Source organism: Micromonospora trifolii (genome assembly GCF_050516465.1).
Lineage (GTDB): Bacteria > Actinomycetota > Actinomycetes > Mycobacteriales > Micromonosporaceae > Micromonospora > Micromonospora trifolii.
Genome location: NZ_CP191526.1, coordinates 4,132,498 through 4,156,789 on the forward strand (window position 1 = coordinate 4,132,498; position 24,292 = coordinate 4,156,789).

At 72.7% G+C, this 24,292-nt stretch carries 17 protein-coding genes and 1 pseudogene; 7 read left to right on the forward strand and 11 right to left on the reverse strand.

Annotated elements, in window-relative coordinates; all coding sequences use genetic code 11:
- Positions 1–8: 8 nt before the first annotated feature.
- From ACQRWP_RS19080 to mraZ, 4 genes and pseudogenes are all read right to left on the reverse strand, one after another.
- Positions 9–2,216 carry a penicillin-binding transpeptidase domain-containing protein gene (locus ACQRWP_RS19080; protein WP_430496579.1) on the reverse strand — a complete coding sequence of 736 codons (2,208 nt, stop codon included), beginning with the start codon at positions 2,214–2,216 and terminating at the stop codon, positions 9–11.
- Between the two features lie 3 nt (positions 2,217–2,219).
- Entirely contained in the window at positions 2,220–2,825 is a 606-nt protein-coding gene (locus tag ACQRWP_RS19085) for a hypothetical protein (RefSeq protein WP_238680135.1), read from the reverse strand.
- A pseudogene (gene rsmH / locus ACQRWP_RS19090) lies at positions 2,815–3,925 on the reverse strand (16S rRNA (cytosine(1402)-N(4))-methyltransferase RsmH). The gene ACQRWP_RS19085 and the pseudogene rsmH overlap by 11 nt, the downstream one beginning before the upstream one ends.
- A 206-nt stretch (positions 3,926–4,131) precedes the next feature.
- On the reverse strand, positions 4,132–4,563 hold the full coding sequence (gene mraZ / locus ACQRWP_RS19095; RefSeq protein WP_030488958.1) for a division/cell wall cluster transcriptional repressor MraZ: 432 nt from the start codon (positions 4,561–4,563) through the stop codon (positions 4,132–4,134).
- Between the two features lie 355 nt (positions 4,564–4,918).
- Between mraZ and ACQRWP_RS19100 the strand changes: the two genes are divergently transcribed.
- From ACQRWP_RS19100 to ACQRWP_RS19115, 4 genes are read left to right on the forward strand one after another with little or no spacing between them, the layout of a single operon-like run.
- Positions 4,919–6,166, forward strand: a complete 1,248-nt coding sequence (locus ACQRWP_RS19100) for a MurT ligase domain-containing protein (RefSeq protein WP_196929998.1) — start codon at positions 4,919–4,921, stop codon at positions 6,164–6,166.
- On the forward strand, positions 6,156–6,875 hold the full coding sequence (locus ACQRWP_RS19105) for a type 1 glutamine amidotransferase (RefSeq protein WP_425698751.1): 720 nt from the start codon (positions 6,156–6,158) through the stop codon (positions 6,873–6,875). Before ACQRWP_RS19100 ends, ACQRWP_RS19105 begins: the two co-directional genes overlap by 11 nt.
- Positions 6,872–7,555, forward strand: a complete 684-nt coding sequence (locus tag ACQRWP_RS19110; protein WP_091407680.1) for a TVP38/TMEM64 family protein — start codon at positions 6,872–6,874, stop codon at positions 7,553–7,555. The genes ACQRWP_RS19105 and ACQRWP_RS19110 overlap by 4 nt, the downstream gene beginning before the upstream one ends.
- Positions 7,552–8,328, forward strand: coding sequence for an aminoglycoside phosphotransferase family protein (locus ACQRWP_RS19115; RefSeq protein WP_430496582.1), 777 nt, complete (start codon positions 7,552–7,554; stop codon positions 8,326–8,328). The genes ACQRWP_RS19110 and ACQRWP_RS19115 overlap by 4 nt, the downstream gene beginning before the upstream one ends.
- 108 nt (positions 8,329–8,436) lie before the next feature.
- Here ACQRWP_RS19115 and leuS read toward each other — a convergent pair whose 3' ends face one another.
- Positions 8,437–11,277 carry a leucine--tRNA ligase gene (leuS, locus tag ACQRWP_RS19120; RefSeq protein WP_430496583.1) on the reverse strand — a complete coding sequence of 947 codons (2,841 nt, stop codon included), beginning with the start codon at positions 11,275–11,277 and terminating at the stop codon, positions 8,437–8,439.
- Between the two features lie 403 nt (positions 11,278–11,680).
- On the opposite strand from leuS, the gene ACQRWP_RS19125 reads away from it, so the two are divergent.
- Genes ACQRWP_RS19125 through ACQRWP_RS19135 form a run of 3 tightly spaced genes read left to right on the forward strand, consistent with a single transcriptional unit; the run spans position 11,681 to position 16,524 of the window.
- Entirely contained in the window at positions 11,681–12,736 is a 1,056-nt protein-coding gene (locus tag ACQRWP_RS19125; RefSeq protein ID WP_355494220.1) for an AAA family ATPase, read from the forward strand.
- Between the two features lies 1 nt (position 12,737).
- Entirely contained in the window at positions 12,738–14,036 is a 1,299-nt protein-coding gene (locus tag ACQRWP_RS19130; protein WP_430496586.1) for a DUF58 domain-containing protein, read from the forward strand.
- A gap of 16 nt (positions 14,037–14,052) precedes the next feature.
- Positions 14,053–16,524: a transglutaminase TgpA family protein gene (locus ACQRWP_RS19135; RefSeq protein WP_430496588.1), complete on the forward strand. Its 2,472-nt coding sequence runs from the start codon at positions 14,053–14,055 to the stop codon at positions 16,522–16,524.
- 267 nt (positions 16,525–16,791) lie between these two features.
- Here ACQRWP_RS19135 and ACQRWP_RS19140 read toward each other — a convergent pair whose 3' ends face one another.
- The 6 genes from ACQRWP_RS19140 to ACQRWP_RS19165 all read right to left on the reverse strand — a co-directional run bounded on the left by ACQRWP_RS19140 (position 16,792) and on the right by ACQRWP_RS19165 (position 24,286).
- Entirely contained in the window at positions 16,792–17,190 is a 399-nt protein-coding gene (locus ACQRWP_RS19140) for a DUF3040 domain-containing protein (RefSeq protein ID WP_030334542.1), read from the reverse strand.
- Positions 17,191–17,306: 116 nt separating this feature from the next.
- Positions 17,307–18,566 (reverse strand): DNA polymerase IV, encoded by a 1,260-nt coding sequence (locus ACQRWP_RS19145; protein WP_430496590.1) that lies wholly within the window; start codon positions 18,564–18,566, stop codon positions 17,307–17,309.
- A 62-nt stretch (positions 18,567–18,628) separates the two neighbouring features.
- Positions 18,629–19,801, reverse strand: coding sequence for an alkaline phosphatase family protein (locus ACQRWP_RS19150; RefSeq protein ID WP_430496592.1), 1,173 nt, complete (start codon positions 19,799–19,801; stop codon positions 18,629–18,631).
- Positions 19,798–20,619 (reverse strand): methyltransferase domain-containing protein, encoded by an 822-nt coding sequence (locus ACQRWP_RS19155; protein WP_430496594.1) that lies wholly within the window; start codon positions 20,617–20,619, stop codon positions 19,798–19,800. The genes ACQRWP_RS19150 and ACQRWP_RS19155 overlap by 4 nt, the downstream gene beginning before the upstream one ends.
- Positions 20,620–20,641: 22 nt before the next feature.
- Positions 20,642–20,818 carry a hypothetical protein gene (locus tag ACQRWP_RS19160; protein ID WP_334499276.1) on the reverse strand — a complete coding sequence of 59 codons (177 nt, stop codon included), beginning with the start codon at positions 20,816–20,818 and terminating at the stop codon, positions 20,642–20,644.
- 93 nt (positions 20,819–20,911) lie between these two features.
- Positions 20,912–24,286 (reverse strand): error-prone DNA polymerase, encoded by a 3,375-nt coding sequence (locus tag ACQRWP_RS19165; protein ID WP_430496596.1) that lies wholly within the window; start codon positions 24,284–24,286, stop codon positions 20,912–20,914.
- Positions 24,287–24,292: the final 6 nt, after the last annotated feature.

Here is a 24,292-nt window from a genome sequence, read left to right on the forward strand (position 1 = left end):
GTTGCTGCTCAGCGCGGATAGACCACGAACTTGGGCGCGGATCCGCCGGTGGAGGGCGGCACCCGGTAGTGACGCAGAGTGAACTGCATCATGTCCCGGAACGCCGGCCCGGCGATCGCCGCGCCCCCGCCGTTGGGCGCGTACACGAAGACCGCGATCACGTACCGGGGGTTCTCGGCGGGAGCCATCCCGATGAACGAGGACACCTCGCCGGGCTGCTTCTTGCCGTTCACCAGCCGCCACCCGGTGCCGGTCTTGCCGGCGACCCGGTAACCGGGAACCGCGGCGGTCACGCCGGTGGCGCCGTCGACGGTGGTGACCGCCTCCAGCATGGTGCGCAGTGCCGCCGCGTTCTGCGGACTGAGCACCGACCGGGTCGCCGGGGCCGGCGCGGGGGTGCGCTTGCCGTCCGGGCCGATCACCTCCTTGACCAGGTGCGGCTGCACGTACGTGCCGTTGTTGGCGATGGCGGCGTACGCGGCGGCCATCTGAAGTGGGGTGGCGTCGACGCTGTGCCCGATCGGCACCGACCCCTGCGACGATTCGCTCCACTCGTCGGCCGGCAGCAGTCGCCCGCTGGCCTCCCCGGGCATCCCCTCGCCGGTGGGCTTACCCAGCCCGAACCGCTTCTGGTAGTCGATCAGCCGGTCCGGACCGAGCTGGTCGGCGATCGTGATCGTGCCGACGTTCGACGAGAAGGCGAGCATCCCCGGCACGCTCATCCGCTTGCCGTTGGCGGGGTGCGTGTCGGAGAACCAGGTGTCGCCCTTCTTGATGCTGTTGGCGATGGGCAACGTGGTGTCCGGCGCGATCACCCCCTCCTGCAACGCCGCGCCGTAGGTGATCGCCTTGTGCACCGAGCCGGGGTCGACCACGAAGCTGGTCGCGGCGTCCTCGCGGGCGACCGGGTCACTGGGCACCGGCTTCGCCGCGTCGTAGGTGGGGTTGCTGGCCTGGGCCAGCACCGCGCCGGAGGGAATCTCGATGACCACGGCGGCACCGGTGCCGCCCGGCGCCTGGGCCATGCCCGCGCTGAGGATCTGCTGCGTCCGGAACTGGAGGTCGCGGTTGATGGTGAGGGCGAGCGAGCTGCCCGGCTTGGCGAGCGTGGTCCGGCTGTAGCCACCCGGAATGGGCGCGGCGAGGTCGCCGAGACCGGCCTCGTACACCCGTTTGCCGTCCTGACCGGCGAGCACCTCGTCGTAGCGGGCCTCCAGCCCCTCCAACCCGACCATGTCCTGGCTGGTGAAGCCGATCAGGTTGGCCGCCAGGTCACCGCCGGGCACCTCGCGGCGCTCGTCGCGGTGCACCCCGATGCCGAGGAGCTCCAGCGCCTGCACCCGCTTGGCGGTGGAGATCTCCACCCCTCGCGCCAGGTACACGAATCGGGACGCCTTGCCGTCCTCCAGCTTGCGGGGCTTCATCAGCTCGACGAGCTTCGACACCGGGATGCCGAGCAGCGGGGAGAGCGCCTTGGCGACGGCGGCCGAGTCCTTCACCTCGGTCGGGTCGGCGTACACGTACCGCGCCTCGACACTGCGGGCCAGCGGCGCGCCGGTGCTGTCGTAGATCGCGCCCCGCGGCGCCGGCAGCTCGACCGTGCGGAGGCGGTCGCTGATGCCACCCCCGGCGTACGCCGGAGCGTCCACCGTCTGGAGGAAGATCAGCCGGATCCCGATGGTGGCGAAGAGCGTCAGGGCGAGCACGGTGCCCAGCCGCAGCCGCAGCCGCGAGTCGGCCAGCTTCGGCGGGCGTCGTGGCTTGCGGGACGGCCGCCGGGCCGCCGGTCGGTCGGTGCGCCGCGGCGCGCGCGGCGTGGTCCGGCGACGCGGCGGCGGCTCGTCCCCACCCGGGCCACGGGGGGTACGCGGCGCGACGGTGCGCACCACCCCACCGCGTCCGGCCGCCGGAGCGTCGCGGCGGCCGGCCCGGGCGGCGGCCCGGCCGCCGTCGAGCACCTGCAACGCCGGCCGGAACGGGTCACCGGAGCGGGTGCTGCGCGGCGTACGCCTCTGCTCGGCGCCCTGACCGCGCGCCGGCGTGCCGCGCTCCTCACGCACGGTCCGACCCCTCGGGGTGTACGCCCGGGCGCCGGAGATGCCCCCGATACCCGGCTCGCCGGTGCGCGGCTCGCCGTCGGCGGGCCCGGCATCACGTGCAGAACCGCGCCGGGACCCCGTAGGGTCCCGGCGCGGCTCGTCCGACCTTGGTGGCACCGGTCAGCCTCCCGCACCCTGGCTGGTCACCGACGGCTGGCCGTTCGCCGGCTGCGGCACACCGATGGTCTTGCCGTCCGGCAGCCGGATGTAGCCCGGCTCGCCGGCGTCGACCAGGCCCAGCCGCCGCGCCTCGGCGGTCAGGTTGCCCGGCGCCTCGGCGTCGGCGATCTGCTTGTCCAGTTGCTGCTTCTCCAGGTCCAGTCGAGCCTGCTGCTGCTGCAACCGCTCCAGCCGGAACGCGTTCTCATTGATCTTGGTGTTGACCGCCAGGATGCCCAGCACCCCGCCGACCACCAGCACCACGATCAGCGCCGCGAACGGCGCACGCGGCACCGAGATCGGCGGCGGCGGCGCCACCCGCAGCCGCGGCGGCCGGGCGCTGGTGGCGCTGGCGGCCTTCTCGACCGGTCGCAGGGCGGCGGTGCCCTGAGTCGGGAACTCGCGCGCCCCCCGGGCGCGAGTGTCCCCCTGCCGATTCGTTCGATCGATGCGTGGCGTACCGTTTCCGAGGCGCGGAGCCCGCTCCGCCGCGATCCGGCCCCCCGACCGCGGTGCGCGCTGCCCGCCGCCGGTGACGTCCCGGCGGTCGCGCTTGTCAATGCTCATGTCCCTCCCCCTCAACCCTCGTCCCTCTAGCCGTCCCGGTGCCCCTGACCCCCCACGGATCAGGCGGACCCCGTGCCCGGTTGGTGCATTCCCTTCACCCGTCGGCGAGACCGTTCGCGGTCGGTCCGCCCTTGCTCTGTCGCGTTCGGATCGAGTCGCTCCGCGGCCCGCAGCCGCACCGAGGCGGCCCGCGGGTTCGCGGCGACCTCCGCCTCCCCAGGCAGTTCGGCGCCCCGGCTGAGCAGCCGGAACGTCGGACCGGACCCGGGAAGCTCGACCGGGAGGTCAATCGGGCCCTTACTGCGGACCCGGTCCGTGAGGGCCGCCTTGGTGAGCCTGTCCTCCAGCGAGTGGTAGGACAGGACCACCATGCGACCGCCCACGGTCAGTGCGTCGAGTGCGGATGGCAACGCTGTCTCCAGCGCTGCCAGCTCTCTGTTTACCTCGATCCGTAAAGCCTGAAACGTTCTCTTTGCCGGGTGCCCACCCGTTCGTCGGGCTGGCGCCGGAATGGAGTCCCGAACCAACTCCGCCAGGAGCGCGGACGAGGTGATCCGGGCCCGCTCCCGCTGCCGGATGATCGCCGAGGCGATCCGACCGGCGAACTTCTCCTCGCCGTAGACCCGCAGCACCCGGGCCAGGTCCGGATGCGCGTACGTGTTGACCACCTCTTCGGCGGTCACCCCCCGGGTCTGGTCCATCCGCATGTCCAACGGCGCGTCCTGGGCGTACGCGAACCCGCGGTCGGGCGCGTCCAGCTGCAACGACGAGACACCCAGGTCGAACAGGATGCCGTCGATGGCCGGATAGCCCAGCCGGTCCAGTACGTCCGGCAACTCGTCGTAGACGGCGTGCTCCAGGTGCACCCGATCGGCGAACCGGGCCAGCCGGACCCGCGCGTGTGCGAGCGCCTCGGTGTCCCGGTCGAGCCCGATCAGGACCGTCTCCGGATGCGCCTCGAGCACTGCCTCCGCATGCCCGGCCAGACCGAGCGTCGCGTCGACGTAGACCGTCCGGCCGCCTCGACCCAGCGCGGGGGCCAGCAGCTCGAGACACCGCTCGAGCAGCACCGGCACGTGCGTGCCGCGCAACTCCCCCATGATGACCCCCACTGGTTGAAACGTCCGTTCTTCTCGTGCGCCTGTCGTCGGACGGCGCTGCCGTCGTACCGCCAGATCCCCATCCGCTCCCGCCTGACACCAGGCCGTCGCCCGATGACTGGATCGTGCGCCTGGCACCGGGGAAGTGATGCCAGGAACTCGAAAGCGGCTGGAGATCTCGCAGTACGTCGGGCGCCGTTACCGCCCTACAGACCGCCGGGCAGCACCCCCTCCTCGATGTCGGCGAAGTCGTCTTCGCTCTCGGCGAGGTAGGTCTCCCAGGCGACCTTGTCCCAGATCTCCACCCGCGTGCTCGCGCCGATGACCACCAACTCGCGGTCCAGCGCGGCATAGGCCCGCAGGTGAGCCGGGATGGTCACCCGACCCTGCTTGTCCGGAACCTCGTCGTGCGCGCTGGCGAAGAAGACCCGGCTGTAGGCCCGGGCCGCCTTGTGGGTCATCGGCTGTGCGCGCAACTGCTCCGCGATCCGCTGGAACTCAGGGGTCGGGAAGACGTAGAGGCAGCGCTCCTGCCCTTTAGTGACCACGACACCCCCCGCCAGCTCATCCCGGAACTTGGCCGGAAGGATCAACCGGCCCTTTTCGTCCAGGCGCGGAGTGTGGGTGCCGAGAAACATCGGCCCAACCCCCTCGCCCTTGAGCGGCGTTCGCGGCGCCGCTGACCCCCCGGGCCGGTGAGCCCTCCCGGCCTCACCATTGGTCCCCACTCTACTCCACTTCCCTCCACCCGCAACCAAATTCGCCCGCGTGGCGCGCCTGGCCCGGAGGCAAAACCGCACGTCACAAGGGGTGGAGCGGAGTGGAGGGCTCCGGCCGCCCCTCGGCGTGGTCCGCTTTCCGACATTGATCGACTCCGTCCGGGGGACGCTGACCCGGCCGCCCGCGCAGCCACCACGGCCGAACGGTTCACAGTCGGCGGCGATCTGGTGGGGCGAGCGGTCCGGTAACCTCGCTCGCGTGACCGACGCGAAAATGCCCCTACGGGCCAAGGTGGCCAGCTCCGTGTCACGGACCGCCGCGGCGCTCTCCCGGGCGGCCGGCCGAGGCGACGGTTCAGTGATCGGCGGGTGGATCGGCCTGAAGATCGACCCGGACCTGCTGGCCCACCTGTCGGCCGGGCGCGCCATCGCGCTCGTCTCCGGCACCAACGGCAAGACCACCACCACCCGGTTGACCTCCGCCGCGGTCGGCGTGCTCGGCCGGGTCGCCACCAACTCGTTCGGCGCCAACATGCCCAGCGGGCACACCTCGGCGCTGGCCAAGGCCGGCAGCACCCCGTACGCGGTGCTGGAGGTCGACGAGCACTACCTGGCGCAGGTGCTGGAGGCGACCGAGCCGCACGTGGTCGCGCTGCTCAACCTCTCCCGCGACCAGCTCGACCGCGCCAAGGAGGTCGCCATGATGGCGCAGCTCTGGCGCGCGGCGCTGGTCCGGCACACCGACGTACGGGTGGTGGCCAACGCCGACGACCCACTGGTGGTGTGGGCCGCCACCCCACCGGGCGACCCCGCCCGGGGCATCAAGCCGCCGCACGTGACGTGGTTCAGTGCCGGCCAACGCTGGCACGACGACTCCTGGGTCTGCCCGGAGTGCGGCTCCACCATCCAGCGCTCCGGCGAGCAGTGGTGGTGCACCGGCTGCCCGCTGCGCCGACCGGAGCCGCACTGGGTCGTCGAGGACGAGGGCGTGCTCGACCCCACCGGAGCCTGGCACAAGGTCTCCCTCCAACTACCCGGCAAGGTCAACCTCGGCAACGCGGCGACCGCGCTGGCGGTGGCCGCCGAGTTCGGCGTCCGCCCGGTCGACGCGGTGTCCCGCCTCGGCATCGTCACCTCGGTGGCCGGCCGCTACGCGCAGGTCGACAAGGACGGGCGCAACATCCGGCTGCTGCTGGCCAAGAACCCGGCCAGTTGGCTGGAGGCGTTCGACATGGCCGACGACGCACCGACCCTGCTCTCCATCAACGCGCGCGACCCCGACGGTCTGGACACCTCCTGGCTCTACGACGTCGACTTCGCCCCGCTCCGCGGCCGGCAGGTGTTGATCACTGGCGACCGGGCATACGACCTGGCGGTTCGACTCGACGTCAACGACGTGCCGTTCCAGCACGTCCGCACGTTCGACGACGCACTCCGGTCGGTCCCGCCCGGGCGGCTGGAGGTCATCGCGAACTACACCGCGTTCCAGGACATCCGAGCGGAGTTGGACCGTGTCATCTGAGAGTCTGCGCATCGTCTGGATCTACCCCGACCTGCTCTCCACCTACGGAGACCGGGGCAACGCCCTGATCCTCGCCCGGCGGGCCCGTCAGCGCGGGATGCCGGTCGAGGTGCTGGAGGTCCGCTCCGACGAGCGGCTGCCCGCGACCGCCGACATCTACCTGGTCGGTGGCGGCGAGGACGGCCCGCAGGCGCTCGGCGCCCAGCGGCTGCTCGCCGACGGCGGTCTGCACCGCGCCGTCGCGCAGGGCTCGGTCGTGTTCGGCGTCTGCGCCGGCTACCAACTGCTCGGCACCTCGTTCTTCGCCAAGGGTGTGCAGTGCCGCGGGCTGGAGCTGCTCGACCTGCAGTCCGACCGGGGCGAGAGCCGGGCCGTGGGCGAGCTGGCCGGTGAGATCGACCCCCGGCTGGGCCTGCCCCCGCTGACCGGTTTCGAGAACCACGGCGGCCGCACCCACCTCGGTCCGGAGGTCTCCCCGCTGGCCCGGGTCACCGCCGGGGTGGGCAACGACGGCGCCACCGAGGGCGCGTGGCGCGGCAAGCTGCTGGGCACCTACTCGCACGGGCCGGCGCTGGCGCGCAACCCGGCCCTGGCTGACCTGCTGCTGCGCTGGGCCACCGGGGCACACCAGCTCCCGCCGTTGGACGACACCTGGTCGGACCGGCTCCGCAACGAGCGCCGCTCCGCGGTGGCCGCCGCCCGGGCATGATCCGTGCCGTCCGGCGGCTGCTCCGGCAGCCGTCGGCCGCCCGGTTCGCCCTGCTCGTGCTGCTGATCGGTGGGTGCGGGTTACTGCTGCTGCTGGTGCCTCGGCCGGATCCGGCGCAGCTGCCGCTGGTCGCCGACCGGCTGGGTGACCTCGCCCCGGTGGCGGCGATCCTCGGGGGTGCGCTGCTGCTGGTAGCGCTGGTGCCCCGGACCTTCATCACGCTCGCCGCGGGCGCGATCTTCGGCCCGCTGGAGGGCGCCGCGTACGCCCTGGGCGCCGCTCTGGTGGCCGCGGCGATCGGGTTCACGGTCGGCCGGTTGCTCGGTCGAGAGTTCGTAGCCGAACGGGTCCGCGGTCGCCTGGCCCGCCTCGACGGCTGGTTCGCCCGGCAGAGCGTGCTCGGTGTGGTCACCGTCCGGCTGCTGCCGATCGCCGGCTTCGGCCTGGTCAGCTACGGCTACGGCACGACTGGCGCCCGAGTGCTGCCGTTCCTGGCCGGCAGCGTGATCGCGTCCGCGCCGACCGCCTTCGGCTACGCGGCGATCGGCGCGGCGGTCAGCTCCCCCGGCCACGTCAACTGGTACGCCGCCGCCCCGGCCAGCCTCGGCCTGATCGCCAGCCTGGTCCTCATCCACCAGTGGTGGCGCGCCGAGCGCCAGCGCCGTCGCATGCCGGTATGACAGTGTCCGAGCCGACCGACAGCTCTGCCGAGGAGCCACTCACCGGCGGATTCATCGCCGCCGTGGTCCGGGTCGGCGACACGGTACGACGTACCCCGCCCGCCAACCTGGACTTCGTCGGCGCGCTGCTGCGCCACCTGGCCGGGATGGGCGCGGACCTCGCGCCCCGCCACCTGGGCGTCGACGCCCACGGTCGGCAGATGCTCACCTACGTCGCGGGGCGGGTGCCGTGGCGGGACCGGGAGGACCCCGAATTCTTCGCCGACCCGGCGCTGGTGCGGCTGGGCCAGCTGATCCGGCGGCTGCACGACGCGTGCGCGGACGCCGACCTGTCCGGCGACGCCGAGACCGTGTGCCACCGCGACCTGTCCCCGAAGAACACTGTGTACCGGGACTTCCCCGCCGGGCCGCTCCCGGTTGCCTTCCTCGACTGGGACCTGGCCGCGCCGGGCCGGCGGATCGAGGACGTGGCGTTCGCCGGCTGGCACTGGGCGGCGTTGGGTGAGGATGCCGATCCCGCCGAACTGGGCCGACGGTGTCGCGTTCTCTGCGACGCCTACGAGGCGGCGTCGCCGGCACTGGACCGGGGTGAGCTGGTGGACGTGATGCTCGATCAGATCGGGAGCACCTGGCGGGGCATCGACGCCGGCGCCGAGCGGGGCGAGCCGGCCATGCTCCGGCTGCGCGCCGCAGGCGTGGTCGACGGGATACGCCGCTGGCAGGACTGGCTGCAAACCCACCGCGAAGCCGTGGCGGCCGCGCTGGAGGCCTGACCGGCCACGCGTGGTCGATCATGGAGTTGTGGTGGGGGATCAAACCCCTGCCAAGGGGCGAACCAGGCACCACAACTCCATGATCGACGCCGGTGAGGGCGGGCAGCGTCAGGCGACCACGGAGACCATTCGGCCCTTGACCACGATGACCTTGCGGGGTTCCTTGCCGGCCAGGGCCGCCGCCACAGCGTCCAGGGCCGCCGCGCGGACCGTCTCCTCTGCGGCGTCGGCGGGGACCTCGATGCGGCCACGGACCTTGCCGTTGACCTGCACCGGGTAGGTCACCGTGTCGGCCACCAGCAGCGCCGGGTCCGCGGTCGGGAAGTCCGCGTACGTCAGCGAGGTGTCGTGGCCCAGCTTGCGCCACAGCTCCTCGGCCACGTGCGGGGCGAACGGCGCCACCATCAGCACCAGCGGCTCGGCCACCTCGCGGGGCGTGGCCGACAGTCGGGTCAGCCCGTTGGTCAGCTCGATCAGCTTGGCGATCGCGGTGTTGAACCGGATCCCGTCCATGTCGCCACGGACCCCGTCGACCACCTTGTGCAGCAGCCGGCGGGTCGCCTCGTCGGCCGGGTCCTCGGTGATCCGCAGGGCGCCGGTCTGCTCGTCGACGACGGCCCGCCACACCCGCTGCAGGAACCGGTACGAGCCGACCACCGCCCGGGTCTCCCAGGGGCGGGAGACCTCCAGCGGGCCCATCGACATCTCGTACACCCGGAAGGTGTCCGCGCCGTAGGCGGCGCACATGTCGTCGGGGGTCACCACGTTCTTCAGCGACTTGCCCATCTTGCCGTACTCGCGGTTGACCGCCAGGTCACCCAGGTAGTAGGCGCCGTCGCGCTCGAAGACCTCCTCGGCCTGCACGTAGCTGCCGCGCGAGTCGGTGTACGCGTACGCCTGGATCATGCCCTGGTTGAACAGCTTGCGGAACGGCTCGAACGACGACACGTGCCCCAGGTCGAACAGCACCTTGTGCCAGAACCGCGCGTACAGCAGGTGCAGCACGGCGTGCTCGGCGCCACCGACGTACAGGTCGGTGCCCCCGCAGTCACCGTCGGCGCGCGGGCCCATCCAGTACTGCTCGTTCTCCGCGTCGACGAACCGCTCGCTGTTGGTCGGGTCCAGGTAGCGCAGCTCGTACCAGCAGGAGCCGGCCCACTGCGGCATCACGTTGGTTTCCCGGGTGTAGCGCTTCGGCCCGTCACCCAGGTCCAGTTCGACCTCGACCCAGTCGCGCCGCCGCGACAGCGGGGTCTCCGGGTTGCTGTTGGCGTCGTCGGCGTCGAACGTCTTCGGGGAGAAGTCGTCGACCTCCGGCAGCTCGACGGGCAGCATCTCCTCCGGCAGGGCGATCGCCGCGCCGGTCTCGTCGTAGACGATCGGGAACGGTTCGCCCCAGTAACGCTGCCGGGAGAACAGCCAGTCGCGCAGCCGGTAGGTCACCGCGCCGCTGCCGTGCCCGTTCGCCTCCAGCCAGGCGATGATCGCCGCCTTGGCGTCGGCGACCCCCAGGCCGTTCAGGTCCAGGCCGCGCTCGGGCGCGGCGCTGTTGATCGCCGGGCCGTCCCCGGTGTACGCCTTGCCGTCGAAGCCCTCCGCCGGCTGCACGGTACGGACGATGGGCAGCTCGAAGACCTCGGCGAACGCCCAGTCCCGCTCGTCCTGTGCCGGCACCGCCATGATCGCGCCGGTGCCGTAGCCGGCCAGCACGTAGTCGGCGATGAAGATCGGGATCTGCCCACCGGTGACCGGGTTGGTGGCGTACGCGCCGATGAAGACGCCGGTCTTCTCCTTGGTGTCGGACTGCCGTTCGACGTCGGTCTTGGCGGCTGCCGCCTTGCGGTACGCCTCGACGGCCTCCCGGGGGCTGGCGTGCCCGCCGGTCCAGGCGTCCCTCGTGCCGTCCGGCCAGTTGGCCGGCGCCAGCGTGTCGACCAGCTCGTGCTCGGGCGCCAGCACCATGTAGGTGGCGCCGAAGACGGTGTCCGGGCGGGTCGTGAACACCCGCACCGGCGACGCGCTGGTCGGGAAGTCGATGTGGGCGCCGGTGGAGCGGCCGATCCAGTTGCGCTGCATCAGCTTGATCGGCTCGGGCCAGTCCAGTGTGTCCAGGTCGTCGATCAGCCGGTCACCGTACGCGGTGATCCGCATCATCCACTGCTTCAGGTTGCGCTTGAAGACCGGGAAGTTGCCCCGCTCGGAACGGCCGTCGGCGGTGACCTCCTCGTTGGCCAGCACGGTGCCCAGCCCCGGGCACCAGTTCACCGGCGCCTGCGAGACGTACGCCAGGCGGTGGTCGTCGACGACCTGGCGGCGCTCGGCGACGCTCAGCTCGGCCCAGGCGCGGCCGTCCGGGGTGGGCCGGTTACCGCCCTCGAACTCGGCGATCAGCTCGGCGATCGGACGGGCCCGGCCGGCGTCGCGGTCGTACCAGGAATTGAAGATCTGCAGGAAGATCCACTGGGTCCAGCGGTAGAAGTCGGTGTCGATGGTGGCCACCGAGCGGCGCTCGTCGTGCGCCAGCCCCAGCCGGCGCAGCTGCGCCTTGTACCGCTCGATGTTCGCGACAGTGGTGGTCCGGGGGTGGGTGCCGGTCTGCACCGCGTACTGCTCGGCGGGCAGGCCGAACGCGTCGAAGCCCATCGCGTGCAGCACGTTGCGGCCGGCCATCCGCTGGTAGCGGGCGTAGCAGTCGGTGCCGATGTAGCCCAGCGGGTGGCCGACGTGCAGGCCCGCTCCGGAGGGGTACGGGAACATGTCCAGCACGTACAGCTTCTCCGCGCCCGCGCGCGGGTGGGTCGGGTCGGCCAGGGGGCCGGTCGGGTTCGGTGCGTGGAAGGTGCCCTCGCGCGCCCAGATGTCCTGCCAACGAATCTCGATCTCGTCGGCCAGGGCCGCGGTGTACCGGAACGGGGGAATGTCGCCCGCCGGTGCGGCTGCCTCACTCATCGTCTCTCCTCGCTTCGCTTCGCTTCGTCTCGGCACCACCGGGCCGGGCCGGCGGCGGGCACAAAAAAGCCCCTCGCGCAGGAGGGGCCGCCGTGCTGTCGCTGCGTTCAGCGCATCAGCACGGCCCGGTAAGAAGCAGGAAGACTCCGGCCATGCCCCGCAGTGTACCTCTTCCACGGTTCGCCCTGCCGGCCCCCGGGCGGGTCGAAGCCCGTTCCCCCGAGCTGGCGAATATCGGTGCGTAACCGACGGACTACCTGCGGGGGTCGGCGATAACGACAAACATGGTTAGCCTGAGAGACTAGTGAGATTCCTGCGGCAAACGAGGCTCGACGTCGCGAACCCAACGGCGGGTCCAGGTGCTCTCTAGAGAGCTGCCGTGACGGCGACGAGGAGGAGGCCCGTGACACAACAGACCTGGGACGAGGTGGGCGGCTTGTTGCCGCACGACGAGTTCCGCGCCGCCAGCGAGGCCATCGTGGCCAACATCGAGCAGGTCATCGAGGGTAAGACCGCCACCGTGCGGCTCGCCCTGGCCGTCCTGCTCGCCGAGGGTCACCTCCTGATCGAAGACGTCCCGGGCGTCGGCAAGACCAAGCTTGCCAAGGCCCTCGCGCGGTCCATCGACTGCACCGTGCGGCGGATCCAGTTCACCCCCGACCTGCTGCCCAGCGACGTCACCGGGGTCAGCGTCTACAACCAGGAGACGCACGACTTCGAGTTCCGTCCCGGTGCCGTGTTCGCCAACCTGGTGGTCGGCGACGAGATCAACCGGGCCTCGCCGAAGACCCAGTCGGCGTTGCTGGAGTGCATGGAGGAGCGGCAGGTCACCGTCGACGGGGTGACGTACCAGCTCCAGACGCCGTTCATGGTGATCGCCACCCAGAACCCGATCGAGATGGAGGGGACCTATCCGCTGCCGGAGGCGCAGCGCGACCGGTTCACCGCCCGCATCGCGATGGGTTACCCGGACTCCAACGCCGAGCTGGCCATGCTCGACGGGCACGGCGCCACCGATCCGCTGAACGAGCTGCGCGCGGTCTCCGACGCGGCCATCGTCCGGCAGCTGATCGCCACCGTCCGGCAGGTGCACGTCGCGGACGCGGTCAAGCAGTACGCGATCGACCTGGTCACCGCCACCCGCGAGGCCCCCGACCTGCGGCTCGGCGCGTCCCCCCGGGCGACCCTGCAACTGTTGCGCACCGCCCGGGCGGTCGCCGCCCTGGAGGGCCGCGACTACGTCCTTCCCGACGATCTCCAGGCCCTGGCGGTGCCGGTGCTCGCCCACCGGATCATCCCGACCGCCGACGCGCAGCTCGCCCGGCGCACCACCGACGCGATCGTCTCCGAGCTGGTGCACCGCCTGCCGCTGCCACACGACCGGCAGCGCAACCCGTACGACACCCGGCCCCCCGCCACCGGCAACGGTCGCGCACCCTACGAGCCGCGGAGGCCATGACGTGCGTGCCGGGCTACGCGGGCTGACCACCCGCGGGCGGTCCTTCCTCGCCGCTGCGGTCGCGGCGGCGATCTCGGCCGGCATCCTCGGCGAGAAGGACCTGCTCCGGGTGGCTGTGCTGTTGGCCATCCTGCCGTTGCTGGCCGCCGCCTACGTAGGGCGGAGCCGCTACAAGCTGGCCTGCAACCGTTCGCTGGACCCGCACCGGGTTCCGGTCGGCGCCAACTCCCGGGTGGTGCTGCGCCTACAGAACCTCTCCCGGCTGCCGACCGGCACCCTGCTCCTGGAGGACCGGCTGCCCTACGCGCTGGGCAGCCGGCCCCGGGTGGTGTTGGAGCGGCTCGGCGCGCACCAGGCCAGCTCCGTGGCGTACACGGTGCGGGCCGACGTGCGGGGTCGCTACGACGTGGGCCCGCTGGTCGTCCGGATGACCGACCCGTTCGGCCTCTGCGAGCTCACCCGCTCCTTCCCCAGCACCGACCACCTGACGGTCATCCCGCAGGTCACCCCGCTGCCGTCAGTCCGGCTCCCCGGGGAGTACGCGGGCAGCGGCGACAGCCGGGCCCGCTCGGTGGCGGTGCACGGCGAGGACGACGCGGCGACCCGGGAGTACCGGCGCGGCGACGACCTGCGCCGGGTGCACTGGAAGTCCACCGCCCGCACCGGTGAGCTGATGGTGCGCCGCGAGGAGCAACCGTGGGAGAGCCGGGCCACCGTCGTCCTGGACACCCGGGCATACGGCCACCGCGGCGAGGGGCCGACGGCCAGTTTCGAGTGGTCGGTCTCGGCCGCCGCGAGCATCGCCGTCCACCTGCGGCAGGCCGGTTACAAGTTGCGCCTGGTCACCGGCTCGGGGGCAGATGTGGACGCCTCGGAGGCCGGCGGGGACGGCGCGCTGCTCGACCACCTCGCGGAGGTCCGACTGGATCAGCGCGCCGAGGTCACCGGCCTCGTGCAGCGGGTCCGCCAGCGCGCCGACGGCGGTCTGATCATCGGCCTGTTCGGCACGGTGAGCGTCGCCGAGGCGGAGCTGCTGGCCGGGCTGCGGGGCAACGGCGCCACCTGTGTCGGCTTCCTGCTGAACAGCTCCACCTGGCTCAGCCTGCCGGAGAAGGCGCGGTCCGAGGCGGAGCACGCCCACGCCGCCGCCGTCCTCGCCATGTTGCAGAGTGGCTGGCGGGTGGTCGGCGTCGACCACGGCGGCCGGCTGCCGGCGCTGTGGCCGCAGGTCGGTCGGGGCGCCCAGGGGTTCGCCCTGCGGGCCGCGCTGGCCGAGACGGTCGCCGGCGGTGTGCGATGAACGGAAGGCTTCCCTCATGATCAGCAGTCGGAACATCGGCATGGTGGCGGCCGCTGCCACGCTGCTGGCCGCCGCGCCGCTGTCGGCCATCTTCCAGGGCTGGACGTGGTTGATCGAGTCCATCATCGCGGTCGCCGTGGTGGCCGGGGTGGCCGCGCTGACCCGCCTCGCCCGGGCACCACTGTGGGGTCAGGTGCTGGGCATGCTGGCCGGCCTGATGCTCGCCCTGACCTGGTTGTTCCCCAGCGGCCAGGAGCTGCTCGCGATCCTGCCCACCCCGGGCACGTTCGCGTACTTCGGCGACCTGCTCGCCGGCTCCGTGCAGGACATGCGCTCGTACGGGGTCGAGGTCCCGGACACGGACCCGCTGCTGTTCATCGCCGTGCTCGGCGTCGGTGCGGTCGCCGTGCTGGTCGACGTACTGGCCGTCGGGCTGCGCCGGCCCGCACTGGCGGGGCTGCCGATGCTCGCCATCTACTCGGTGCCGGTCGCCGTCTACGTGGACAGCGTTCCCGCGGTGCCGTTCGTGGTGGGCGCCGCCGGTTACCTCTGGCTGCTGGTCACCGACAACGTCGACCGGGTGCGCCGCTTCGGGCGCCGGTTCACCGGTGATGGCCGCGACGTCGACGTGTGGGAGGCCTCTCCGCTGGCGTCCGCCGGCCGCCGACTCGCGGCGGTCGGGGTGGCCCTGGCGGTGGTGCTGCCGCTGGCGGTGCCCGGCATGACCGGCGGGCTGCTCGACTCGCTCAGCCGGGGGCCGGGCAACGGATCCGGCAACGGGTCCGGCTCGGGCGGCACGTCGGGTCGGATCGACCTGTTCGCCTCGCTCGCCGGTCAGCTCAACCAGTCCCAGGTGGCCGACCTGGTCAAGGTGAAGACGTCCGAGCAGAGTCCGTTCTACCTGCGCTACGCGGTCGCCGACGAGCTGCGCCCCGCTGGTTTCCAGGCGCGCAACCCCAGCGGTCGGTCCGTGAACGGGGACCTGCCGAACCCGGCCGACCGTGCCGGTCCAGGCGTGCAGCAGACCACCTACCAGGCGACCGTCGAGGTCACCAAGAGCCTGAGCATGTCGCTGATGCCGGTGTACGCCGAGCCGACCCGCGCCGACGACCTCAGCGACAACTGGCTCTATGACGCCAGCCAGCAGGTCGTCTTCTCCAACCGGGAGAACTCCCGCGGTCGGAAGTACTCCTTCGACTACGTCCGCTCGACCTTCACGCCCGACGCGTTGCGGGCTGCGAAGTCACTGCCGACCGAACACCCCGTGCGCCGACAGATGACCGCCACCCCCGGGCCGGTGCCCGAGGTGGAGGAGCTGGTCAAGGGGTTGATTCAGGGCAAGCGCACGGAGTACGACCGGGTGCTGTCGATCTACCGGCACTTCTCGGCGGACAACGGATTCAAGTACCAGCTGAGCACCGAGAGCGGCAGCAGCGGTCAGGACATCGTCAACTTTCTGACCAACAAGGTCGGCTACTGCCAGCAGTACGCAGCGGCGATGGCCTGGCTGGTCCGCGCGGCCGGCATCCCGGCCCGGGTGGCGTTCGGATTCACCAACGGCAGCAAGCGCGACGGTGACACCTTGACGCTGACCAACCTCAACCTGCACGCCTGGACCGAGGTCTTCTTCGACGGGGCCGGTTGGGTGCCGTTCGACGCCACCCCGGCGTACGGGGTGCCCGGCTCCACGCGGTCGGCCTGGGCACCGGACACTGACGCGCCGGAGGCGACCAGCCCGAGCAGCGAGGCCACGGGCGCCCCGACGGAGCCGGGAGCCTCGGCCGGGCCGTCCGACGTGGACAACGCCGACCGGGACACCGACGACGGGCTCGCTCTCGGCGGGACGACGCCGAACGAGCAACCACCGGTCTGGCCCTGGTGGGCAGCGGGCCTGGTTGCCCTGCTGCTGCTGCTCGCGGTGCCCGCGCTGCGCCGGATGGCCCTGCGCCGCCGACGCAGTGGCCGCGCGGTGAGCGGGGCGATGGCCTCCGCCAGGGTCGACGGCGACAGCGAGCCAGGGGCACGTCCGGTGGTGGTCAGCGCGGACGCCAACCGGGCCCGCGCGGATGCGCACGCCGCCTGGGCGGAGCTGCTCGACACGCTGGTGGACTTCCGGGTCCCGGTCGATCCGACCGAGACGCCCAGGGCGACCGCGGACCGCCTCGTCCGGGACGCCCTCGACGATGCCGACGCGATCGGGTCGGCGCGGCTGCTCGGCCGGGCGGAGGAGCGGGCCCGCTACGCGCGGGATCCGCTGACCGGTGAGCGGTTGTTGCCGGCGCTACGCGCGGTCCGTGGGGCGCTCGCCGCGCGGGCGGACCGACGGACCCGCCTGCTCGCCGCCGTGCTGCCGCCGTCGGTGCTGCTGCGTTGGCGCACCGCCATGGCCGACAGGTCCGGCCGAATGGTGGCGCTCACCGGGCAGGCCCGGTACCGACTGCTGCGGTGGAACCCTCGACGGCTGCTGGCCGACCGGGCCGCTCGCTGATCAGTTCCAGGTCCGGGGCGGCGGCCACCACCGCCGCCCCACCCGCCTCAGCTGCTGCCTTCCAAGGTCGTGCTCGATCCAGGAAAGAGGCCGCTCCCCTCGCGCACGATGCCACTACTTGCAGGATCGAGCACGATCATGCGGGAGAGGGCGCAGCAGAGAAGGCGCGCATCGCATAGGGCGCGCGGATACGACGGAGGTCGCCGGGGGCCTGTGCCCGGCGACCGCTCGTCGCGGCGTATGGCCCGCCTCAGCGGCGGGACCGGCTCAGCGGTGCCCCTCCGGGCGCTGCCGCCACCTGTCCTCCATGCGGTCCAGGATTGACGACCGGCGACCGGATCGGCCACCGCGGGGACGACGACGACTCGTCGTGCCGCCCACCACGTGCAGGTCGGGTGACTGCGCCCGCCGGTGCGACTGCACCGCGAACGCGGCCGACGCCAGCATGACGACGAAGCCCGCCACCGCCAGTGGTGGAGTCTTGATCACCGCGCCATAGACCAGTAGAGCCAAGCCAGCGATGATGACGCCGGCGGCGACGAGCAGGCGACGCCGCGCATGGAAGCGCGGATCGCTGGCGCGCACGGCCGAGGCGAATTTGGGGTCCTCGGCAAGCGACCGCTCGATCTGCTCGAACAGCCGCTGCTCGTGCTCCGAGAGCGGCACGGCACTCCTCCCCGGTCACGTTGGTCGGGCCCACTCGGGCCGACAGACCGTGGCAGCCAACCGGCTGCTTACCCGCAAGTCTACGAGGGGGGTCGCGCGTCGGAAAGCGGGACGACCTATGGGCGGGGTGGATTTTCGTTTCGACGGGGATCACGGTTGCCCATCAGACTGGCCGGACCTATGACGGACCGCCCGAAACGGGCAGCGGCGGCGTCCGCAGCAGCTTCCGCTTCGCGCCAGCCACGCTCGGGCGCGCCGAGGGTGAGTTGCCGGGGAGCGCCCTGCGCCGGGGCAAGCCCTTCCACCCGGACACCGACGAGTCGGATCCGCTCGCCCGGGTCCAACGCGGTGTAGAGCGCCCAGACCGTGTCGAACATCTCGCGGGCGGTGTCGGTGGGAACGTCGAGGGTGCGAGATCGGCTGACGGTGCGGAAGTCGGCCAGCCGGACCTTGAGTGAGACGGTGCGCCCGACCTGGTCGGAGCCGCGCAACCGGACACCGACCTTCGCGCTGAGCGCGAGCAACGCACGGCGGATCTCCAACGGGTCGGCCACGTCGACGTCGAAGGTCACCTCGGCGCCGATCGATTTGTCGACGTGCTCGGGGCTGACCCCGCGCGGGTCGCGCCCCCAGGCCAACTCGTGCAGGTGCGAGGCCGAGGCGGCACCGACGGCCCGGCGGAGCATGCCCACCGGAGCCTCCGCGAGGTCGCCGACGGTGTTCAGGCCGAGCCGGCGTAGCGCCTCGGCGGCGCGCTCCCCCACCCCCCACAGGGCGTCCACCGGCAGCGGGTGCAGGAAGTCGAGCACCTGCCCCGGGGGGACGACCAGCAGGCCGTCCGGCTTGGCCCGGGTGGAACCCAGCTTGGCCACGAACTTGGTCGACGCCACCCCGACCGAGCAGGTCAGCGCCTGCTCGTCGGCGACCCGGCGGCGGATCAGCCGGGCGATGGTGGCCGGGGAGCCGAAGAGCCGACGGGCGCCGGTCACGTCGAGGAACGCCTCGTCGAGGGAGAGCGGCTCGACCAGCGGCGTCACGTCCCGGAAGATCTGCATGACGGCCCGGGAGGCGGCCGTGTAGGCGGAAAAATCCGGTGGCAGGTAGACCGCGTGCGGGCAGCGGGCCCGGGCCTGACTGGTCGGCATCGCGCTGCGGACGCCGTACCGGCGGGCCTCGTAGCTGGCCGAGCTGACCACCCCGCGCGGGCCGACGCCACCGACGACCACCGGCCGGCCGCGCAGCTCGGGGCGGCGGCGCACCTCGACGGCGGCGAAGAAGGCGTCCATGTCGACGTGCAGGATCGGGCTGGCGGAGTCGTCGGCGTCCGGCCCGAAGCGCGGATCGTCGCCCCGGGGCAACGACTGGCTGCGGCCCATCCCGGCAGGTTATCCCGGGGGTACGACACCACCATCGGCCAGCGGGCCGAACCCTCCCCGGGTCAGCCCCGCACGACCAGCAGCGGCACGGTCAGCTCTGCGGCGGTGTCCGACCCGTGGTAGGCCACCAACTTCGACGCCATCGGCCGCTCGGTACGACTGGCCATGACCGCGTACGTGTCGTTGCAGGTCACCACCACGTCGCCGATCCGGCCCAGGTGCTCCTCGGGCACCGGCCCGAACCAGCCGGAGGCCACCACCTCGTCGCGGGTGCGTACCCGGGCCGTGGCGCCCAGCACCTCCGACCAGGCGGCCCGCACGTCGTCGACCGCGCCCGGCTCGACGTGCAGGTAGCGCACCCGGGCCTCGCCGGCCACCAGCCGCACGCCGGCCCGCAGTCGCGGATCGGTGTCCAGGTCGAAGCGGTGCGCGGCAGGGATGTCGAGCTGCCCGTGGTCGGCGGTCACCAGCAGCGCCGCGTCCGGCGGCAGCCCGTCGACCAGCCGGGCGACCAGGGCGTCCACCTCGGTGGCGGCGACCCGCCAGGGCGCCGAGTCGACGCCGCTGACGTGGCCGTGCCGGTCCAGGTCGGCGTGGTAGCCGGAGACCAGGGTGGGCCCGGCCCCGGCGGCCAGCGCGGCCAGCATGGCGGTGGCCACCGCGTCCCCGCCGGCGGCGCCCCGGAAGTCGCCACCCCGGTTGGCGGCCAGGGTCAACCCACTGCCGCCGAACTCCGGCCGGCTCACCACGCTCGTCGTCACCCCGGCGGCGCGGGCCCGCTCCAACTGGGTGGGCACCGGCTGCCAGCGCAGCGGCGACGGATCGGCGGCCCAGTCGGTGTGGGTGAGCACCCGATCGGTGCCGGGCACCCGCACGGTGAAGCCGAGCACCCCGTGCGCGCCCGGCGCGACACCGGTGCCCAGCGACACCAGGCTGGTCGGCGTGGTGGACGGGAAACCGGCGATGAGCGGCCGGGCCACCGTCGCGGCGAGCCCGGCGATAGTCGGCGCGTACGGCGCCGCGGTCGGCAGCTGGTACCAGCCGAGCCCGTCGACGAGCAGCACGGCGATCCGGCGTACCCCGGCCAGCTCGGGCCGGAGCCCGAGCGGATCGGTCGAGCCGGGCACCCCCAGCACGGCCAGCGCGCTGGGCAGCACGTCGGCGAGACGGCCACCGCCGTGGTCCGGCCCGAGGATCTCCAGCGGCGCCGGCCGACCACCGGCCTCGGCGATCATGCCGGCCGGCGGGCGAACAGGTGCAGTTGGGCGGCCAGGTCCCGGTACGGCGGTTGGGCGGCCAGCGCACGTTCCAGCTCGACCACGGCGGCGGACTGCCCATCGGCGACCGCGGCCGGCAGCAGGTCGGCCAGCACGCGTACCCCGTGGATCTCCTCGACCACCAGCCCGGCCGCGCCGAGCAGCGCGGCGGCGCCCGGGGCGTCGTAGCGTCGGCGCAGCGTGTCGCGCGGGCCCGCGGTGCCGGCCGGATCGGCGGCCAGGGTGGTCGCGACGTCCAGGTGCCCGTTCATCGCGCGGCCCAGCACGGCGGCGGCCCGGCCGGCCACCAGCACACTGGCCGCGCCACCCGGGCGCAGCGCGGTGGCCAGCGCGGCCACCACCGGCGTCGGGTCGTCCACCACCTCCAGGACGGCGTGGCAGAGCACCAGGTCGACGCCGGCCGGCTCGACCAGCCCGGCGAGGGCGTCACCGTCGCCCTGCACGGCGGCGATCCGGTCGGCCACCCCGGCCTCGGCGGCACGGCGGGTGAGCGCGGCGAGCGCGTCGGGGCTGGCGTCGACGACGGTGACCCGATGCCCGGCACGGGCCAGCGGAACGGCGAAACCGCCGGTGCCGCCGCCCACGTCCAGCACGGTGAGCTCGGCGTCGCCGCGCCGGTCCAGCTCGGCGCGGAGCACCGACCAGATCACGGCGGTGCGGGGTGTCAGCGGCGGCTCGGCGAACCGGCCTCGGGTCTGCTCCACCCGGCCGAGCCTAGTCACCCGGCCGGTTGGTGGTGCGGGCGTGTGGCGGGCGCGCCCACCACACGCCCGCATCGGTGCGTGGGGCGGCGGTCGGTCAGGCCTCGGCGCCCTCGGCCTCGTCCTCCGCCCGGGACCGGCGCTCGTTGGCCACCGGACCGTTGGTCACCTCGTACTCGCGGGGGTCGGCGAGGTGCGACGGCACCCAGCCGGTGCCCAGTCGGGTCCGCCGGGCGTTGGCGATTCCACCGGTGTACGCGTGATTTCCCGTCACTGTTGTTCCCCCTCACGGATCACGGGCCGCTCTGCCCGCTCGGGACGAGTCTCCCGCTCGACGGCTCGGGAAACCGTAATGTGGATCACTGAATCAGCGGAAGTCACGGGAGGCTGGACTCACCGGTGGCTCGATGGCGTCCAGCCGGTCGGCGACCAGGTTGGTCACCCCCTCGTGTCGCTGCAACCGCCCCCGGACCACCAGCGCGGCGCTGGTCCGCGCCACCCGCCGGTAGCGCTGCCACAGCCCCGGCGAACAGGTGACGTTGAGCATCCCCGTCTCGTCCTCCAGGTTGAGGAAGGTGACCCCACCCGCGGTCGCCGGGCGTTGCCGGTGGGTGACGATGCCACCGACCCGGATCCGTTGCCCCGGCTCCACCCGGCCGAGCCGGGCGATCGGCACCGCGCCGAGCACGTCGAGCTGACCCCGGATGAACCGGGCGGGATGACTCTCCGGCGACAACCCGGTGGCCCACACGTCGGCGACCAGCCGGTCCACCGCCTCCATCCCGGGCAGCGTGGGCGCCGCCGCGCCGGTCACCGTGCCGGGCAGCCGACCCGGCCGGTCCTGGGCCGCCGCACCGGCGGCCCACAGCGCCTGCCGCCGGCTCAGCCCGAAACAGGCGAAGGCGTCCGCGGTGGCCAACGCCTCCAGCTGCGCGGCGGTGAGACCGAGCCGCCGGGCCACATCCGGCATGTCCCGGTACGGCCCACCGGCGACCCGTTCGGCCTCGATCCGTTCGGCCACGTCGGCGCCGAGGGTCCGCACACTGGACAGGCCGAGCCGCACGGCGGGGCCGCCCAGCCCCCAGGCGTGCGGCGGCTCCCCCGGCCCGCTGCCCCACCGGGTCTCCGGGGTGGACTCCAGCACCGCCAGAGCCCCGCTGGCGTTGATGTCCGGACGACGGACCTCCACCCCGTGCCGGCGGGCGTCGTCGACCAGGGTCTGCGGCGAGTAGAAACCCATCGGCTGGGCGTTGAGCAGCGCGGCCAGGAACGGCGCCGGGTGGTAACGCTTGAGCCAGGAGCTGGCGTAGACCAGGTAGGCGAAGCTCATCGCGTGGCTCTCCGGGAAGCCGTAGCTGGCGAACGCGGTGAGCTTGCGGTAGACGTCGTCGGCCAGCTCACCGGTGATGCCCCGCTCGGCCATCCCGGCGTAGAGCCGGTCGGCGATCCGGGTCATCCGCTCGACCGACCGTTTCGCGCCCATCGCCCGGCGCAACTGGTCGGCCTCGGCCGCGTCGAAGCCGGCCAGGTCGATGGCGAGCTGCATCAGCTGCTCCTGGAACAACGGCACACCCAGGGTCTTCTCCAGGGCGTTGCGCATCAGCGGGTGCGCGAAGGTCACCGGCTCCTGGCCGTTCTTGCGCCGGATGAACGGGTGCACCGAACCGCCCTGGATCGGGCCGGGGCGGATCAGCGCCACCTCGACCACCAGGTCGTAGAACTCGCGGGGCTTGAGCCGGGGCAGGGTGGCCATCTGGGCCCGGCTCTCCACCTGGAACACCCCGACCGAGTCGGCCCGGCAGAGCATGTCGTAGACCTCCGGGTCGTCCAGGGTCATGTCGCCCAGGTCGAGCCGGGACCCGATCATGTCGTAGCCGTAGTGCAGGGCGGAGAGCATGCCCAGGCCGAGCAGGTCGAACTTGACCAGGCCCACCGCGGCGCAGTCGTCCTTGTCCCATTGCAGGACGCTGCGCCCGGGCATCCGCCCCCACTCCACCGGGCAGACCTCGATCACCGGCCGGTCGCAGATCACCATGCCGCCGGAGTGGATACCCAGGTGCCGCGGGAACGTCTGCAGCTCGTTGGCGTACTCCACCACCTGCTCGGGGATGTTCTCGACATCGACCGTGGCGACCGAGCCCCACCGGTCGATCTGCTTGCTCCAGGCGTCCTGCTGCCCCGGCGAGTAGCCGAACGCCTTGGCCACGTCCCGCACGGCCGACCGGGGCCGATAGGAGATGACGTTGGCGACCTGGGCGGCGTGCTCCCGGCCGTAGCGGGTGTAGACGTGCTGGATCACCTCCTCCCGGCGGTCGGACTCGATGTCCACGTCGATGTCGGGTGGGCCGTCCCGTTCCGGGGCGAGGAACCGCTCGAAGAGCAGTTGGTGCCGGACCGCGTCCACATTGGTGATCCGCAACGCGTAGCAGACCGCCGAGTTGGCAGCCGAACCCCGACCCTGGCAGTAGATGTCCTGGTCACGGCAGAACGTGACGATGTCGTAGACCACCAGGAAGTAGCCGGGGAAACCCAGCTCCTCGATCATGTTCAGTTCGTGGTCGAGCTGCGCGTACGCCGTCGGGTGCGCCTGCGGCGGCCCGTAGCGCTCGTGCGCCCCGTCAGCTGTCAGCTTCCGCAGCCAGCTCATCTCGGTGTGCCCCGGCGGCACCGGGTACGCCGGTAGCTGCGGCGCGACGAGCTGGAGGTCGAAGGCCAACTCGGCGCCGAACTCGGCGGCCCGCGCCACCGCACCCGGGTACGCGGCGAACCGGGCCGCCATCTCCGCGCCGCTGCGCAGGTGGGCGGTGGCCGCCGCGGGCAACCAGCCGTCGATCTCGTCCAGGCTGCGTCGGGCCCGGACCGCGGCGACGGTGGTGGCCAGTCGACGCCGACCGGGGCTGGCGTAGTGCACGTTGTTGCTGGCCACCGTCGGCAACCCGGCCGTGGCGGCCAGCTCGGCGAGCGCGTCGTTACGGTCGGCGTCGATGGGATGACCGTGGTCGGTCAGCTCCACGGCCACCGTCTCCGCGCCGAAGATCGCGGTCAGCCGGTCCAGCTCGCGGGCCGCCGCGTCCACCCCCTCGGTGAGCAGCGCCCCCGGCACGTGCCCCTTGCGGCAGCCGGTCAGCACCAGCACATGGTCACGCAGCTCGGCGGCGACCTCCTCCAGGTCCCCGTAATCCGGGCGGCCCTTCTCCCCGCCGCGTAGCTGGGCGCGGGCGATGGTGGTGGCCAGCCGGGCGTACCCCTCGTGGCCGTGTGCGAGCACCAGCAGGTGCGCGCCGTGCGGGTCGGGCTCGCCGTTCTGTGGACCGGGCAGGCCGAGGGACAGCTCCGCGCCGAAGATGGTCGGCAGGCCCAGCGTACGAGCCGCCTCGGCGAAGCGGACCACCCCGTAGAAGCCGTCGTGGTCGGTGACGGCGAGTGCGGTGAGCCCCAGCCGGGCCGCCTCCTCGGCCAGTTCCTCCGGGTGGCTGGCGCCGTCGAGGAAGCTGAAGTTGGTGTGCGCGTGCAGCTCCGCGTAGGGCACCACGCCGTCGGGACGGGTCAGCTCCGGTGGCTGGTACTGCTCGCGGCGGCGACTCCAGGCCGGGGAGTCGCCGCCATCGGCGTCCACGGCGAGCGGGTCCACCACGTGCAGGTGCCGCTCCTCGCGCGACCGCCGGCCGGAGCCTCCGCTGGCCCGCCCGGAGAGCACCCGCTCCAGCTCCGACCAGGGCATCTTCGGGTTGTGGAAGCTCATCGAGCA

Excerpts from the sequence above, each read along its gene's own strand:
- ACQRWP_RS19085 (WP_238680135.1), bottom strand. The coding sequence starts at position 2,825 with ATGAGCATTGACAAGCGCGACCGCCGGGACGTCACCGGCGGCGGGCAG.
- mraZ (WP_030488958.1), bottom strand. The coding sequence starts at position 4,563 with ATGTTTCTCGGCACCCACACTCCGCGCCTGGACGAAAAGGGCCGGTTG.
- ACQRWP_RS19100 (WP_196929998.1), top strand. The coding sequence starts at position 4,919 with ATGCCCCTACGGGCCAAGGTGGCCAGCTCCGTGTCACGGACCGCCGCG.
- ACQRWP_RS19110 (WP_091407680.1), top strand. The coding sequence starts at position 6,872 with ATGATCCGTGCCGTCCGGCGGCTGCTCCGGCAGCCGTCGGCCGCCCGG.
- ACQRWP_RS19115 (WP_430496582.1), top strand. The coding sequence starts at position 7,552 with ATGACAGTGTCCGAGCCGACCGACAGCTCTGCCGAGGAGCCACTCACC.
- leuS (WP_430496583.1), bottom strand. The coding sequence starts at position 11,277 with ATGAGTGAGGCAGCCGCACCGGCGGGCGACATTCCCCCGTTCCGGTAC.
- ACQRWP_RS19135 (WP_430496588.1), top strand. The coding sequence starts at position 14,053 with ATGATCAGCAGTCGGAACATCGGCATGGTGGCGGCCGCTGCCACGCTG.
- ACQRWP_RS19145 (WP_430496590.1), bottom strand. The coding sequence starts at position 18,566 with ATGGGCCGCAGCCAGTCGTTGCCCCGGGGCGACGATCCGCGCTTCGGG.
- ACQRWP_RS19150 (WP_430496592.1), bottom strand. The coding sequence starts at position 19,801 with ATGATCGCCGAGGCCGGTGGTCGGCCGGCGCCGCTGGAGATCCTCGGG.
- ACQRWP_RS19155 (WP_430496594.1), bottom strand. The coding sequence starts at position 20,619 with ATGCGGGCGTGTGGTGGGCGCGCCCGCCACACGCCCGCACCACCAACC.
- ACQRWP_RS19165 (WP_430496596.1), bottom strand. The coding sequence starts at position 24,286 with ATGAGCTTCCACAACCCGAAGATGCCCTGGTCGGAGCTGGAGCGGGTG.